Raw genomic sequence first — 15,010 nt, forward strand, 5'->3', positions numbered from 1 at the left:
CGGCATTTTGATGTCTGGGGGGAAGATCTATCCTCCATTATTCTCCATAGCCGCCCTGGATTTTTTTCCTGAGACAGCCATCACAGTTATTTTACTTACTTCAATCAGGGCGCCAGACGCTCAATTTTCCAGCTACCTTCCGGGGTCAGCGTATACAAAATCCGGTCGTGCAACCGGCTGCTTCTCCCCTGCCAGAATTCCAATACCTGAGGCTTCACCAGATACCCACCCCAGTAATCGGGTCTCTGAGGGGTTTCCTGCTGATATTTAGCCGCTACCTGGTCTACCTGTTCCTCGAGGAAAGATCGGCCCGGAATGACCTTGCTTTGCGGCGAGGCGATAGCTCCTATCCTGCTGCCTACCGGACGGCTGTTGTAATACTCATTACTCACCGATACCGGCGCCTTACTAACGGTGCCCTCTATACGAACCTGCCTTTGCAACTCCCTCCAGAAGAACAACAACGTTACATGTGGGTTCAGCGCTAACTCTTGCCCCTTGCGGCTTTCATAGTTTGTAAAAAACAAAAATCCATCCTCATCAAAACTCTTTAGTAACACAATTCTCGCAGAAGGATGTCCGTCCGGTGTGCTTGTGGCCAGTGTCATCGCATTGGCCTCATCGATTTCACCGTTGATCGCTTCATCCCACCATTTCCCGAACTGGGATAAGGGATAAGCTGCTACATCGCCTTCATCCAGGGAGGCCAGTTGGTAATCTTTCCGTAAATCAGCTATTTTCTGGTTCAACATGGTCTGTTATTTTTATGTTCAAACGGGTACTCAAAGGTATGGAAGGATAATAGTAATTTTGAGGTACCTGATATAAATCATACTATGAAAAGAATTTCATTACTGGTACTCGTCATCACTGTTGCGCTGCTTTCCTGTAACTCCAGCAACAACCACTCCAACGCACCGGCGAATACTGCTGATATAATTGTACCATTGGCTTCTGCCCCCCTGTTTTATACACAACTAAAAGGAAAAATAGGTAGCAGAGATATTACCATGCAATTGCTCAAAACCGCGCCTCACCTGTTTCGTGGCTATTATAGCGACGATAGTACCGGCCAGCCCATCGCTTTATGGGGCACCCTGGATTCTTCCCTGGTAAACATCTACGAAGAAACCAATAACAGCACAGAAGACCGGTTGTTCAGTGGTTACTTTTCTGACGATGGAAAATTTAAGGGGGTATGGCATGGCGATGGCACTTCGTATCATTTTGAATTATCGACCGATCTGAAAAACGCCGTTCCGCTGAAAGTATTCTACCAGATCGATTCTGCCCGCCTGCTGGCCAATGTTACCAAATCGCCGGTGGGCACTGTTTCCAATAGCATCATATGGCCGGATTCCCTGGTGGATAGCACCGTTGCCCGCTTTATTATTGAGCAGGTGACCGGCAGCAGCCGTTATCCCGATCCGCAAAAATTCCTGAGAAAGGGTATCGATTCCTTTATCCTGAGTTATCGCTTGTCGGCCAAAGATGCGGACAGCAGCGAATTCAATGACAACAGCACGGCCCTCTCCTGGAACTGGACTACCGACAACGATATGAAAGTGGTGTACAATACCTGGCCTTTGCTGGTGATAGAAAAATATGCGTATGATTTTACCGGTGGAGCGCATGGCAACTGGGGCGCGAGCTACAAAACACTGGACCTGGCTAAGCGCAGGGTATTGACACCAGAAGATATTTTTAAACCCGGTTATAAAGAGGTATTGAGCGGGCTGCTGGACAAGGCTTTTAAAGCACGTTATCACATGAGTGAAGAAGAAGCGCTGGATCAGAATCTGCTGGTAAAAACCATCCCTCCCAATAACAATATGATAGTAACTGGCAAAGGTGTTGCCTTCAGTTATGTTCCTTATGAAATTGGACCATATGCACTGGGGCAGGTAACATTGTTTGTGCCGTTTACAGAGATGAAGGGTATATTGAAGTAGGCATGGGCACAAAAAAAGCAGCGATGATCATTGATTATGATCATCGCTGCTTTTTTATGTTGTTAGCGGAGCGCTACAAATTATCCTTTTACGAGGGTACCTACATTTTTACCCATGATAACGTTCAGAAGGTTGCCCTGACGGTTCATATCAAATACGATGATAGGCAGCTTATTTTCCTGGCAAAGGGTAAAGGCTGTCATATCCATTACATTGAGTGATTTCTGGTATACTTCTGAGAAGGTAATGGTTTCGTAGCGGGTAGCCGTTTTATCCTTTTCTGGATCTGCAGTATAGATACCATCTACACGGGTTCCTTTGAGGATAACATCTGCCTGGATTTCGATAGCGCGTAAAGAGGCGGCGGTATCGGTAGTGAAGTACGGGTTACCGGTTCCTCCACCAAATATAACGACACGACCTTTTTCCACGTGACGGATAGCGCGGCGGCGGATGTAAGGTTCTGCGATCTGTTCCATTTTTATGGCAGACTGAAGCCGGGTGTAGAGTCCAACTTTTTCCAATCCGCTCTGTAATGCCATCCCGTTGATCACGGTTGCCAGCATTCCCATGTAATCACCCTGTGCTCTTTCGATACCGGTTTCGGCTTCATTCATTCCGCGATAGATATTGCCCCCACCGATAACGATGGCTACCTGGACGCCCAGGTCGGTAACTGCCTTAATATCGTAGGCATACTGAGTTATCACCTTCGGATCAATACCATAATTTGCATCCCCCATGAGGGCCTCACCGCTCAATTTGAGCAAAATACGCTTATACTTTGGCAACATGACGCTATAAAATATTGTAAGATTGTGATTTCCTAATACTGATTACGGTATTCTAATATACAACTTAAATGCAGAAAGGAGGAAAGGAAGAAAAAAATGCCTTTTCGGAAGCCTGGTTACTGTGTGTTTAAGTGTATAGTTAGTTATGCACAAAAAAAAGGAGAGAAACGAATTCTCTCCTTTTTTTTGATATGTTTTTCTTAACCTAAAGCGATTCGCTTAAAGCTTACCACTTTCAGGTCAGCATCTACAGACTTCAGGTAATCCGCTACAGACTTGTTGGAGTCTTTCACGAAAGCCTGTGGCAGCAGGGTGCTTTCTTTGAAGAATTTATTTACTTTACCGGCAGCAATTTTCTCCGCCATTTCAGCAGGTTTGCCTTCAGCTTTCACCTGTTCAACAGCGATTTCTTTTTCGCGTGCGATCAGTTCAGCAGGAACACCGTCTGCATCAACTGCAATTGGGTTCATAGCTGCGATCTGCATTGCGATATCTTTGCCTACTTCTTCAGAAACAGGTTTAGAGAAAGCAACCAGTACACCCATACGGAAGTTACCGTGAATGTAAGCGGTTACGCTACCAGCTTCAACGAATTCGAATTTATTGAGGTTGATTTTCTCACCGATTTTTGCTACCTGATCGTTTACTTTATCAGCAACGGTAGCACCATCCAGTGGAGCTGCGTTCAGTTCTTCAACGGTTTTGATACCGCTGGAGAGTGCCAGATCAACGATAGACTGTGCAAATTTTACGAAATCTTCGTTTTTAGCAACGAAGTCAGTTTCACAACCCAGACCCACGATAACGCCGGATTTACCATCTGCTGCTGTTTTAGCGATGATAACGCCTTCTTTGGTTTCACGATCGGAACGTAAAGCGGCCACTTTCTGACCTTTCTTACGCAGGTAGTCTACTGCTTTTTCAAAATCGCCATCACTTTCTACCAGTGCCTTTCTGCAATCCATCATACCAGCACCAGTTTGCTGACGCAGTTTATTTACATCAGCTGCTGTAATTGTTGCCATGAGCTATAATTAGTTTAATTGTTGTAAAAGTTATTGCTATTACTAATCGGACTTTTAACCATTAGCCTCTAGCTGTTATAACCTGAAAGGTGTAACTGCTAAAGGCTAATCAGCTTAAAGTATAATGATATTATCTTCCGCCGCCTGGTTTTCTAGGACCGCTGTTGCTGCCGGCACCAGATGGACGACGTTGTCCGCCTGCTGCTCCACCGCCTGGACCACGACCGCCACCGCCACGGTTAGCGCCACCGCCCTGGCCACCAGGACCACGGCCGCCGCCACCACGGTTAGCACCGCCTGGGCCGCCTGGACCACGTCCACCACCTGGTGCACCTGGTTTACGACCTCTTTCGCGATCTTCGCCGCCTTCAACATCGAACTTGCGTCCTTTGTCGTCTGCTTCTTCTTCTTCCTCTACTTCTTCAGATTTCTCTGTAGCTCTTTCAGAAAGACCTTCAGCGATAGCTGCGCAGATGTAGCTGGTGATGATAGCGATAGATTTGGTAGCATCGTCATTCGCAGGAATAGCGAAATCTACTTTAGTAGGATCAGAGTTAGTATCTACCATACCGAAGGTAGAGATACCCAGACGCTTAGCTTCTGCCAGTGCAATGTGTTCGTGGCTGATATCAACCATAAACAGCGCTGCTGGTACACGTGCCAGTTGGGCAATACCACCCAGCACTTTCTCCATTTTCTCTTTATCGCGGCTTAAAGTAAGACGTTCTTTCTTAGTGATGTTATCGAATGTACCGTCCTGCAGCATTTTTTCAATGCTCTGCATTTTCTTTACACTCTTACGGATGGTAGAGAAGTTAGTAAGCATACCACCTAACCATCTTTCAGTAACGAAAGGCATGTTGATGTTACGCGCAGCATCTGCTACGATTTCTTTCGCCTGCTTTTTAGTAGCAACGAACATGATCTTTTTACCGCTCTTTGCGATAGATTTCAGGGCAGCTGCTGCTTCCTGTAATCCTTCTACGGTTTTGTTCAGATCAATGATATGAATACCTTTCTTTTCTGCGAAAATATAAGGCAGCATCTTGGGATTCCACTTTTTCTTCAGGTGACCGAAGTGAACACCTGCCTCCAGTAACTGCTGCTGCAATGAGGTATTATTTTCCATGTTTATATTGCTCAATTAAAAGGATCAAATAATGTTTAGCTTTTAGCATCCGGCGAATTAGCCCGGAGCTAACGGCCAATAGCTCAAAAAAATTAGCGTTTAGAGAACTGGAAGCTTCTTCTTGCTTTCGCTTTACCTGGTTTCTTACGTTCAACTCCACGTGGATCACGTTTCAGCAGACCTGCAGCTTTCAGTGCGGGACGGAACTCAATGTTCACTTCGCATAAAGCACGGGCAATACCCAGTTTAATAGCTTCTGCCTGACCTTTGATACCACCGCCCTGTGCATTCACTTTCACATCAAATTTATCGAGTGCATCGATCGTTTTGAAAGGCAGCTCCACCTGATTCTGCAGGTAGATCAAAGAAAAGTAGTTTTTATAATCTTTGTCGTTAACAGTAATGTTACCGGTACCCTTGTTGATGTAAACACGGGCAACAGCTTCCTTACGACGACCTATTGTATTTTTTTGCTTTTCCATGTATCAGAGAAAAATTAGAAAGTTAATGGTTGTGGTTTCTGCGCAGCATGAGGATGTTCAGCACCAGCATATACAAATAATTTTTTGTACATGGCACGGCCCAGACGGTTTTTAGGCAACATACCTTTAACAGCCTTTTCGATCAATACCTCAGGACGGCGACGGATCAGGTCCTTAGCCAACTCGATTCTCTGACCACCTGGGAAACCAGTGTAGTGCATGTATTCTTTCTCCTGCATTTTATTACCGCTCAGGGCAATCTTTTCTGCGTTGATTACGATGATATAATCACCACAATCAGTATGAGGCGTATAGTAAGGCTTGTTTTTACCTCTCAGGATAGCAGCCATCTTAGCAGCAACTCTTCCGAGTGTCAGGTTGGTAGCATCTACTATATGCCAGTCACGCTTTACGTAAGCGTCGTTAGCCGATTTAGTTCTGAAACTTAATGTATTCATTGTTGTATACGATAAAAATTACGTCTTGTAAACAATTCCCCATTATGAGGAGTGCAAAGGTACATTGCTCAATCTTAATAACCATACATTTTGGGCACTTTTTTACAGGACACCTTTGCAACAGATTGATTTTCAATAAAAAATTTGTATAAAAGTTATTAACAGCAATGGCAAAGCCGGTTAATAACTGCTTTTCTTAATATATCTGCATACTGGAAATCAAATAAAAAAGGCAGCCCGGGCCGCCTTTTATTTATATAAGTATGTAAAAACGACTTTTTCTGCCGGCCCCGGGGTTAATTCCGGTTTCTGCTACCTGCCATATATATTAATACATATTGCACCAGGGTAGCTATGGAAGCAAGTGCAGCCACTACATAGGTCATGGCAGCCCACCAGAGCGCATTCTTCGCCTTGTCATGCTCACTCCGCTGCATAATAGTAGTGTTATCCAGCCATGCCAGCGCCCTGCGGGAAGCGTCGAACTCCACTGGCAGCGTTACTACCGAAAACAGCGTTGTTATCGCAAAAAGGATAATCCCCCCCAGCAATAGCTGCGGGAACGTATTTATAAGCAGGATACCGCCCAGCAGCACCCATGAAACGATATTTGAACTGACCTGTACAATAGGAACTAACCGGGAACGGAGCCCCAGCCAGGGATAGGCCGCCGCATGCTGCACCGCATGGCCGCATTCGTGCGCTGCCACCGCTGCCGCCGCTACATTGGCGCCGTTATATACATCCGGGCTCAGATTTACCGTTTTATCGGCCGGATTGTAGTGATCCGACAGAAATCCTTCCGTTTCACGTACCTGTACGCCATAAATCTGGTTATCCTTCAGCATTTTTTCCGCAATCTGCTTACCGGTCAGACCGGAAGAGGTGGGTATTTCACTGTAAGCCCTGAACTTACTCTTGAGCACTTGGCTTACAAGCAGGCTGATCCCCACAAAAATCAGCGATAAAAACATGATTCCAGGTGTCATATTATTTAAAGTTAAGTCATCTTATGCAACAAATATCTCACCAGAGCCCCCCTTTTAAGTTATATTTAGCACTTGACTGCCATCCCTTCTTTTTGTCTCCGGATTATAAATTTAACACTGCCATTATGTCCTAAAAAATATTTTTTTAACGCGAAAAGCGCCTGTTTGTCATTTAAAAATATACTTACTATTAGATTTTTTTAATATACAAAAATCATCAACATCAACCCTATTTATCAACATTTTACGAGCCTCCAATGAAAGTAATATTAGATAAAAACAAGGGCTGAAACAAGCGATGGCAGCCACTTTCTCAGATCAGGCAAATACCCCAAAAGTTATTCACATCAATTAAATAAACTTTTTTATTCTGAAGCCATTTTGTAATTTAGACCTGAATTTAATGGGTTAGTAAGTAGAAAGAGTCAGCGGAATCTTCCGTTTGGCTCTTTTCTCTTTTTATACCTTCTTCCCTCCTTTTTTACACCTTCTCTTTTTATCATTTCACCCGAAGTAAAGTTTAAAACCGTTTACTTTGTATGCATCTTCTTTATAAAAATTATGAGTAAAATCAGAACCGCTTTTTTCTGTCAGAATTGTGGATACGAATCAGCTAAATGGAATGGAAAATGTCCGAGTTGCGGAGAATGGAATACGTTTGTCGAAGAAAGAGTGCAAAAAGACATTCCTCAAAAACAACAAGACTGGAAAAATAATGATTCCCCTTCTCCCAGAACACAAAAAATTATCAATCTTTCTGAAGTAGTTACCAAAGACGAAGAAAGAATACTTACCCCTGACAACGAATTGAACAGAGTGCTGGGAGGCGGTATAGTAGCGGGTTCCCTCGTATTGGTGGGTGGAGAACCCGGCATCGGAAAATCGACGCTCTTCCTTCAGAATGCATTACAACTGAAGCATATCAAAACACTTTATATCAGTGGAGAAGAAAGTGAACAACAGATAAAAATGCGGGCAGACCGCATCCAGAATTCCAACGAACAATTCTATCTGCTCACAGAAACTTCCACACAGACAATTTTCCAGGAAATAAAAAAATTACAACCCCAACTGGTCATTGTCGATTCCATTCAAACACTGCATTCCCCATTTATAGAATCTGCTCCCGGAAGTGTATCACAGATCAGGGAAACTACCGCCGAATTACAACGCTTCGCCAAGGAAAGTAATACCCCTGTTTTCCTCATCGGGCATATCACAAAAGATGGCTCCATAGCCGGCCCAAAAGTGCTGGAACACATGGTGGACACGGTTTTACAGTTCGAAGGCGATCAGCATTATGCCTACCGCATCCTGCGCACGATCAAAAACCGGTTTGGCTCTACCGCCGAACTGGGCATTTATGAAATGACGGGTACAGGCCTCAGACAGGTGACCAACCCTTCCGAAATACTGATCTCCCAACGGGAAGATCTGCTCAGCGGTGTTGCCATCTCTGCTACGATGGAAGGGATGCGCCCACTACTGGTAGAAGTACAGGCACTCGTTACTCAATCTGTTTACGGCACACCACAACGCACGGCTACTGGTTTCGATCTTCGCAGGTTACAATTGCTGCTGGCTGTACTCGAAAAAAGAGGTGGCTTTCACTTTGGCGTAAAAGATGTATTTCTCAACATTGCCGGCGGTATCCGGGTGGAAGATCCGGCCATCGACCTGGCGGTGTTATGCGCCTTGCTTTCTTCTTATGAAGACAATGCCATTTCCCCTAAAATCTGTTTTTCGGGAGAAGTAGGTCTGAGTGGTGAGATAAGAGCGGTGAACCGTATTGAACAGAGAATCGCAGAAGCAGAGAAGCTCGGCTTTGAAAAAATATTTATTTCACGGTACAACAAAAAAGGAATTGATTTCAGTAAATTCCATATTGAAGTAATTGCAGTAGGAAGAGTGGAGGAAGTATACCAGCGCTTATTCTAAATACACGTATATATGCTGACCAGTTTGTTAACCCCACTGGTTCATCTGTTTTATCCGCATTGCTGTGAACTATGCGGTACTGATCTTCATCAGGCAGATGAATTGTTATGTCTGCGTTGCGCGCAGGCCCTACCCCTCACCCATTTCCAGCGCTATCCCGATAATCCTGTAGCACAGGTGTTCCGGGGAAGAATACCCCTGCAACAGGCCAGCGCTACTTATTATTATAACCAGTCGTCCGGCTTACAACAGCTGATTCACCGGTTCAAGTACCATCAGCGTCCGGACATTGCCACCTGGCTCGGTAAACAGACCGGCTACCAGTTACAGGAAAGCTCCTGGATCAAAGACATTGATCTGCTGGTACCCGTTCCCCTGAATGCCCGCAAGGAAAAGCAACGTGGCTATAACCAGGCAACGTTGCTGGCCAGGGGTATTGCGGCTGTGATTCCTTTACCGGTATCGCCGGCTACCCTACGCCGGGAACACTTCACCGCCACCCAAACAAAAAAAGGGCGAACAGACCGGTGGCAGAATGTAGCACATGTCTTTAGTATCTCCGGCAACCTTTCCGGCGGTTTACACGTATTGCTGGTGGATGACGTGATTACCACGGGAGCCACTACCGAGGCCTGTTGTAATGTGCTGCAAAAAGCCGGCGCCAGGGTCAGTGTCTGTTGTCTTGCCTATGCCTGGAGCTGACAGCAGTGACATCCGGGAGCCATCGCCTGCCACCCGACTTTGCAGCGGAATTCCAGTTACCGGATGTGAATAATTAAAAGCTGGAAAATCTTACCTATTTTTAGTAAGGGAATGCTAACTTTACAAGTAGAGCCATTAAACTATTGTTTTAAATCAGACTTTATAAAAATCGCATATGTTCAGATTAGCCATATTATCAATTGTGATGCTCTTTGCATCTTCCCATCTGTATGATTTTAAAGTAGATGCCGTAGACGGAGGAAAGATCGATTTCTCCAAGTACAAAGGAAAGAAAGTATTGATTGTCAATACTGCTTCTATGTGCGGTAACACCCCGCAATACGAAGGCCTCGAAAAACTCTACAAAAAATATGAAGGAAAGCTGGTGATCATCGGTTTTCCTGCCAATAACTTCGGTTCACAGGAACCTGGCAGCAACAAGGAAATTCAGGAATTCTGCACAAAGAAATATGCAGTTACTTTTCCGATGGCCGCCAAAATTTCTGTGAAAGGCGCCGATATACACCCACTGTACAAATGGTTGCTGGAACAAAGCAAAGCGAAACACATGGAGCCAGCTGAAGTAACCTGGAACTTCCAGAAATATCTGCTGGATGAGAAAGGAAACCTGGTAGCGGTGTTTTCGCCCAAAACCCAACCTGAGTCTGCCGAGGTAATTGCGGCTATCGAGAAGTAGTTCTTTTTTCTTACCTGTCGTCAACTTTGTGTATAAAGAAATTTGCAGGTACCTATGTAAACGTATATCCGTTTACGTAGGTATCCTGTTATTCATACACAATGCGTAACCGTATTCATGAAACACTACACCCCACACACAGTTCATGCACTGCCTGTAATGGCGTTGCTTTGTATTTTATTTCTTTTCCCGGCTTGTCAGCAGGATGTAGATGGTCCTTCTATTTCCTGCCCGGGTATGCAGATGCTTGCCTCTATTGACAACCGGAGTACGCCCATGAATTTCAGCAGAAGCCTGTTATTCAGAGAGCGGACAGATACCGGCGGGCTCAAATTTCTGAGCCTGGAAACGGTATCCGATTCCTTTAAGATTGTACTCAATGTTACAGACGGCATGTATGAAGATGCAGGCCTGCTAAACGATAGTCTTAAGCTGAAAACCTATATTTTTAGCCGTCAGCAACATCTTTCAGGTGGGCTTGTAGCGATGGCGCTTAAGAACGCGGCCGGCCAATTCGATTTTCTCACAACGGATTCCTCCAGTGTAACGATACGCAAAATCAATCTCCGGACACAAACTGTATCCGGCAACTTTTATTTTACAGATAATGCTAAAAAGATCGTCAGTAGCGGCACCTTCGATAATGCCTGTTATCTGTCTCTTCAATAAATGATTAGCCCCCTTTTTACTATCTTGCGCCCATGCTTTTTTCTGATATCATAGGACAAGGGGATGTGAAGCAACAGCTTATTCAATCCGTTCAGCATAACCGGCTTAGTCATGCCATGATACTGCTGGCTCCGGAAGGAGCAGGCGGTTTGCCACTGGGCCTGGCCTTCACTCAATACCTTGTTTGTGAAAACAAACAGGAACAAGGCGCCTGCGGACAATGCGCTGCCTGCGCCAAAGCTTCCCAGTTTGTTCATCCTGACATCCACTATTCTTACCCGGTTATTCCACGCAAAACGGGTGATAAACCTGTGAGTACGGATTACATCAGTGAATGGCGTGAATTTGTTACCACCAATCCTTATGGTAATGCCTACGACTGGCTTCAGTTTATTGGTGCAGAAAACAAGCAGGGAAATATAACTGCTACTGAGTGTCAGGACATTATCCACAAATTGAACCTGAAAAGTTTTGAAAGTGGCTATAAAATATTGGTGATGTGGATGCCAGAATACCTGGGCAATGAGGGCAACCGCCTATTGAAATTGATTGAAGAACCTCCACGGAATACCTTATTTATCCTGATAGCTGAGAACCAGGAGCAGATCCTGGCCACCATTTTATCCAGAACACATCTGATCAAAATAAACCCGCTGACAAAGGAAGATATGGTGACCGCGCTGGAACAGCGAAGTCATGTACCCACTGCCAAAGCGCAACAAATGGCCACCATCACAGCAGGCAATTACCGGGAAGCACTATTCCTGTTGCAGCACTCCGACGACGATTATCATGAGTTACTCCGCAGCTGGCTCAATCACCTGTTTACCGGCAACCGTGTTGCCCTGCAGGAATGGATTGAAGGAATATCCAGTGCCAAAACCGGCCGGGAAAACCAGAAACAATTCCTGCGTTACTTTATTAATCTACTGGAACATACCATCAGGTTGCAATACCTCGACAAAAGCCTCCTCGCATTTTCCACAGAGGAAATGGACTTTGCCGCCAAGCTGGCCAAACTGGCTAACCTCGACCAGATGCAGGAAATAACCGAAGCGCTGAACAACGCCAGTTATTATATTGAGCGTAACGCCAACGGAAAGATGCTATTTCATGCCCTGTCCCTCAAGCTGCAATATATATTTAAAAAGAAACCTTTACCAGTTATATAATAGCCCCTGCATCCTGCGGGGCTTATCAGCGGCTTTTCCCTATCTTTGCTGCTTCCGGCCTTTTGTTTTTCTGAAAGGAAAAACGTATTTTGAAGAACTGGAATAACCTGAAATGCTTATTTATAAAATTTAAACTAATTAATAATATGGCTTGTGCCGGATGTGGTACGGGTGTGGATGGGAAGCCGTCAGGATGCAAGAGTAATGGAGGATGCAGCACAGGAGGTTGTAACAGACTGAATGTATTTGACTGGTTATCCAATATTCCCCTTGGTGATAGCTTAGCACCATTTGACATTATAGAGGTAAGTTTTAACAATGGCAGCCGCAAAGACTTTTTCCGCAACGTTACCAAGCAATTCTTCGATAAAGGAGAAATGGTAACAGTAGAAGGAATCAGCGGATTTGACGTTGGCACCGTGAGCCTGACAGGCGAACTGGTAAAACTACAAATGAAGAAGCGACGCGCGGAAGACACACCCGAAGTAAAAAAAGTTCTACGCCGTTCAACTAACGACGACCTGCAGCGAATGAATGACAACAAGTCCCGCGAGAAGGAAGCGCTCATCAAATCAAGAGCACTTGCCCGTAACCTCGGACTTGAAATGAAACTCGCAGAAGTGGAGATACAGGCCGATGGCCGTAAAGCCACCTTCTTCTACACCGCAGATGATCGCGTTGATTTTAGAGAATTAATCAAAGTATATGCCTCTGAATTCAGGGCCAAGGTGGAAATGCGCCAGATAGGCGCCCGCCAGGAAGCCGGAAAAGTAGGTGGCATCGGCAGTTGCGGCAGGGAGCTTTGTTGCTCCACGTGGCTGTCTGATTTCAAAAGCGTAAATACCACCGCTGCCAGATACCAGAACCTGTCTATCAACCAGGCCAAGCTATCCGGACAATGCGGTCGTTTGAAATGCTGCCTGAACTACGAGCTGGATACCTACCTCGATGCACTGAAAGACTTCCCCGACGATGCAGATAACATCGAAACAGCAGGCGGCGTTGCCCACCTGCAGAAAAGGGATATCTTCAAAAGCCTCATGTGGTATTCCTACGAAGGCAGTAACAAACAGTATCCACTCACTATTTCCAGGGCAAAGGAAATACGCCAGCTCAACAGGCAGGGTATTAAGCCTGAAGACCTGAAACCAGTAGAAGTGGTGACAGCCAAACCAAAAGAAGCGGATCTCGGATACGCAGATGTGGTAGGACTGATCAGTCTGAAATCTCTCGAAAAAACGGCACAGAAACGTAAGCAGAAAGACAAGGACAAACAAAAACAACAGAAAGGCGGAGAGCGTGGTGAACGCGGAGGAGAACGCGGCGAACCTAAACAGGCGCAGGCCCAGGGTTCCCAGAGATCCGAAGGCAGACCACAAGGTCAAAGACCGGAAAACCGCCCCCCTTCCGACCGCAAACCCAAACCAGACAACCGCCAGCAACGGCAGCAAGGTCAGGGTGGAGGCCAGCCAAAACAGGGTCGTGAACAACAACCCCGTAACGAGCAACAGCCACCGCGTTCAGAACAGGGACCAAGACAGGCATCCCAGAAACAACCGGGACAACAGCCTGCACAACCCGGCCAACAAGGAGGCAATCCGGGAGCCCCCAAACAGGACAGACGCCCACCCCGGCATAAACACCGGCCGCCAAATCCTAACAAGAACAACAATCCTGAAAAAGGACAATAAATAAAAACAAAAAAGACAACCATCCTGGTTGTCTTTTTTGTTGGTGTTATACCATCGTTTCCTATAAAATAAAAGGCCGCCCAGACGAGGCAGCCTTTGTTAACAATTGGTTTTTGCTTATGAGAAAACTTTAAATATTTCTTCTTTTCTATCTCTTCACAAAATCAATCACACAAGGCGCCCCTACTGACTATTACACGGACCTACGCTTCATTTTCAAATAGGAGTTTATAATAGTTCATGTTAGTAGCTTCATCAAAACCGCGCTCAATCATCTCACGGTTGCCATGAATATATACATGAAAATTACGATCAAGTTTCAGAATGCTTTTAAATACTTTCTGCTGCTTCTTGACAGCAGGTGCAGATATTTCAAATTCGTCAGGGATATCTTGCTGGAAATGATCCGCATATTCATTCCGGTACTCTTTAAATGATGCTATCGCGTCGGGATGACCCAATACTTCTTTCGCAAAATCATCCAGCTGGAATTGTTCTTTTTCCTTGAAATAAGCGGCCGATTTATTTAACAGATCTACCTGATCCACTCTGTCCATCTCATACTCTGTTGGCAGTTTGTTGTGTATAAACTGCTTACACATGTCCACTGCAGTTTCAGTCTGATGGTAGCTATCTTCCCTGCGCTGTACCTGTAAAAAGGCATCCTTCCAGTACACCGCCTCGGTTTGTTTGTTCGTATCTATGATAGATACTTTGAAACCATCTTCCTCCTCTGTATTAAAAACCAGACAACCTTTGTCCAGCTTATTAATATTTATACCGTCTTCGTAATTAACCTGATAATTTTCGTCTGCCAGAAATACTTTTAAATAGGTATCGCGGTTCTCTGACTTAAAAATGCCGATAGCCTCCACTTCTTCTCCATCTACCTGGCACTTGCTAAAGTAGGCTATATAGAGCTCCCCCCCTTTTATTTTTGGATGGGTGGAATGTTTATATAGATGTTTGGCAATATTGACCGACTGCTCCTGAAATTCATTTTGGTCTGTAAATATACGGCGACAATATTGAAATATTTCATTCAATTGCAGATCTGCGTCATGACGGAATCGGAAATACTCGGCAGTTTTGGCAAATGGCTGAATAAAATAAGTCAATAATAACTGGCTGATCGTTTCATCCTCCAGCTGCAACGGCGCCTTGGAACACAGCAGGGGCTCATCATTAGAGGAGTTACCTACCTTATGTATCGTCAAATGCGCCAAATCTTTAAACTCCGAAACATGGATCATGGGCGCAAAATTAATAAATTAGTTGACAGGCCGCAGAACCGTTTTGGCCTGTAATTATT

Annotated in this window: 15 protein-coding genes; 7 read left to right on the plus strand and 8 right to left on the minus strand. The window is 45.1% G+C overall.

The features are described from left to right. Nucleotides 1-104: 104 nt before the first annotated feature. Complete coding sequence (gene pdxH, locus BMW79_RS02510) at nucleotides 105-752, minus strand: pyridoxamine 5'-phosphate oxidase (RefSeq protein WP_218150270.1); 648 nt, start codon at nucleotides 750-752, stop codon at nucleotides 105-107. 84 nt (nucleotides 753-836) lie between these two features. Between pdxH and BMW79_RS02515 the strand changes: the two genes are divergently transcribed. Beyond that, complete coding sequence (locus BMW79_RS02515) at nucleotides 837-1,952, plus strand: DUF3298 and DUF4163 domain-containing protein (RefSeq protein ID WP_089890111.1); 1,116 nt, start codon at nucleotides 837-839, stop codon at nucleotides 1,950-1,952. 80 nt (nucleotides 1,953-2,032) lie between these two features. On the opposite strand, the gene pyrH is transcribed toward BMW79_RS02515, so the two are convergent. The 6 genes from pyrH to BMW79_RS02545 all read right to left on the minus strand — a co-directional run bounded on the left by pyrH (nucleotide 2,033) and on the right by BMW79_RS02545 (nucleotide 6,829). Then, entirely contained in the window at nucleotides 2,033-2,746 is a 714-nt protein-coding gene (gene pyrH / locus BMW79_RS02520) for a UMP kinase (RefSeq protein ID WP_089890113.1), read from the minus strand. A 200-nt stretch (nucleotides 2,747-2,946) separates the two neighbouring features. Beyond that, nucleotides 2,947-3,771 (minus strand): translation elongation factor Ts, encoded by an 825-nt coding sequence (gene tsf / locus BMW79_RS02525; RefSeq protein WP_089890115.1) that lies wholly within the window; start codon nucleotides 3,769-3,771, stop codon nucleotides 2,947-2,949. 130 nt (nucleotides 3,772-3,901) lie between these two features. After that, nucleotides 3,902-4,900 carry a 30S ribosomal protein S2 gene (gene rpsB, locus BMW79_RS02530; RefSeq protein WP_089890118.1) on the minus strand — a complete coding sequence of 333 codons (999 nt, stop codon included), beginning with the start codon at nucleotides 4,898-4,900 and terminating at the stop codon, nucleotides 3,902-3,904. A 92-nt stretch (nucleotides 4,901-4,992) separates the two neighbouring features. Continuing rightward, nucleotides 4,993-5,382 carry a 30S ribosomal protein S9 gene (gene rpsI, locus BMW79_RS02535; RefSeq protein WP_089890120.1) on the minus strand — a complete coding sequence of 130 codons (390 nt, stop codon included), beginning with the start codon at nucleotides 5,380-5,382 and terminating at the stop codon, nucleotides 4,993-4,995. 14 nt (nucleotides 5,383-5,396) lie between these two features. Next, a complete protein-coding gene (rplM, locus tag BMW79_RS02540) occupies nucleotides 5,397-5,840 on the minus strand; it encodes a 50S ribosomal protein L13 (protein ID WP_089890123.1) in 444 nt (147 codons plus the stop codon). A gap of 296 nt (nucleotides 5,841-6,136) precedes the next feature. After that, nucleotides 6,137-6,829: a zinc metallopeptidase gene (locus tag BMW79_RS02545; RefSeq protein WP_089890126.1), complete on the minus strand. Its 693-nt coding sequence runs from the start codon at nucleotides 6,827-6,829 to the stop codon at nucleotides 6,137-6,139. A gap of 561 nt (nucleotides 6,830-7,390) precedes the next feature. Between BMW79_RS02545 and radA the strand changes: the two genes are divergently transcribed. From radA to BMW79_RS02575, 6 genes are all read left to right on the plus strand, one after another. Further along, nucleotides 7,391-8,767 (plus strand): DNA repair protein RadA, encoded by a 1,377-nt coding sequence (radA, locus tag BMW79_RS02550; RefSeq protein ID WP_089890129.1) that lies wholly within the window; start codon nucleotides 7,391-7,393, stop codon nucleotides 8,765-8,767. Nucleotides 8,768-8,779: 12 nt separating this feature from the next. Next, entirely contained in the window at nucleotides 8,780-9,469 is a 690-nt protein-coding gene (locus BMW79_RS02555) for a ComF family protein (RefSeq protein WP_089890131.1), read from the plus strand. Nucleotides 9,470-9,644: 175 nt separating this feature from the next. Continuing rightward, the gene (locus BMW79_RS02560) at nucleotides 9,645-10,166 is read left to right on the plus strand and encodes a glutathione peroxidase (RefSeq protein WP_089890133.1); all 522 of its coding nucleotides are present in this window, start codon (nucleotides 9,645-9,647) and stop codon (nucleotides 10,164-10,166) included. Between the two features lie 117 nt (nucleotides 10,167-10,283). Next, nucleotides 10,284-10,835, plus strand: coding sequence for a hypothetical protein (locus BMW79_RS02565; protein ID WP_143059051.1), 552 nt, complete (start codon nucleotides 10,284-10,286; stop codon nucleotides 10,833-10,835). 32 nt (nucleotides 10,836-10,867) lie between these two features. After that, nucleotides 10,868-12,007, plus strand: a complete 1,140-nt coding sequence (locus BMW79_RS02570) for a DNA polymerase III subunit (RefSeq protein WP_089890137.1) — start codon at nucleotides 10,868-10,870, stop codon at nucleotides 12,005-12,007. A gap of 146 nt (nucleotides 12,008-12,153) precedes the next feature. Beyond that, on the plus strand, nucleotides 12,154-13,698 hold the full coding sequence (locus tag BMW79_RS02575) for a PSP1 domain-containing protein (protein ID WP_089896749.1): 1,545 nt from the start codon (nucleotides 12,154-12,156) through the stop codon (nucleotides 13,696-13,698). 203 nt (nucleotides 13,699-13,901) lie between these two features. Here the strand turns inward: BMW79_RS02575 and BMW79_RS02580 are convergent, their stop codons facing one another. Continuing rightward, nucleotides 13,902-14,915 carry a nucleoid-associated protein gene (locus tag BMW79_RS02580; RefSeq protein WP_245752354.1) on the minus strand — a complete coding sequence of 338 codons (1,014 nt, stop codon included), beginning with the start codon at nucleotides 14,913-14,915 and terminating at the stop codon, nucleotides 13,902-13,904. Between the last annotated feature and the right edge of the window lie 95 nt (nucleotides 14,916-15,010).

Source organism: Chitinophaga arvensicola (genome assembly GCF_900110835.1).
Classification (GTDB): domain Bacteria; phylum Bacteroidota; class Bacteroidia; order Chitinophagales; family Chitinophagaceae; genus Chitinophaga; species Chitinophaga arvensicola.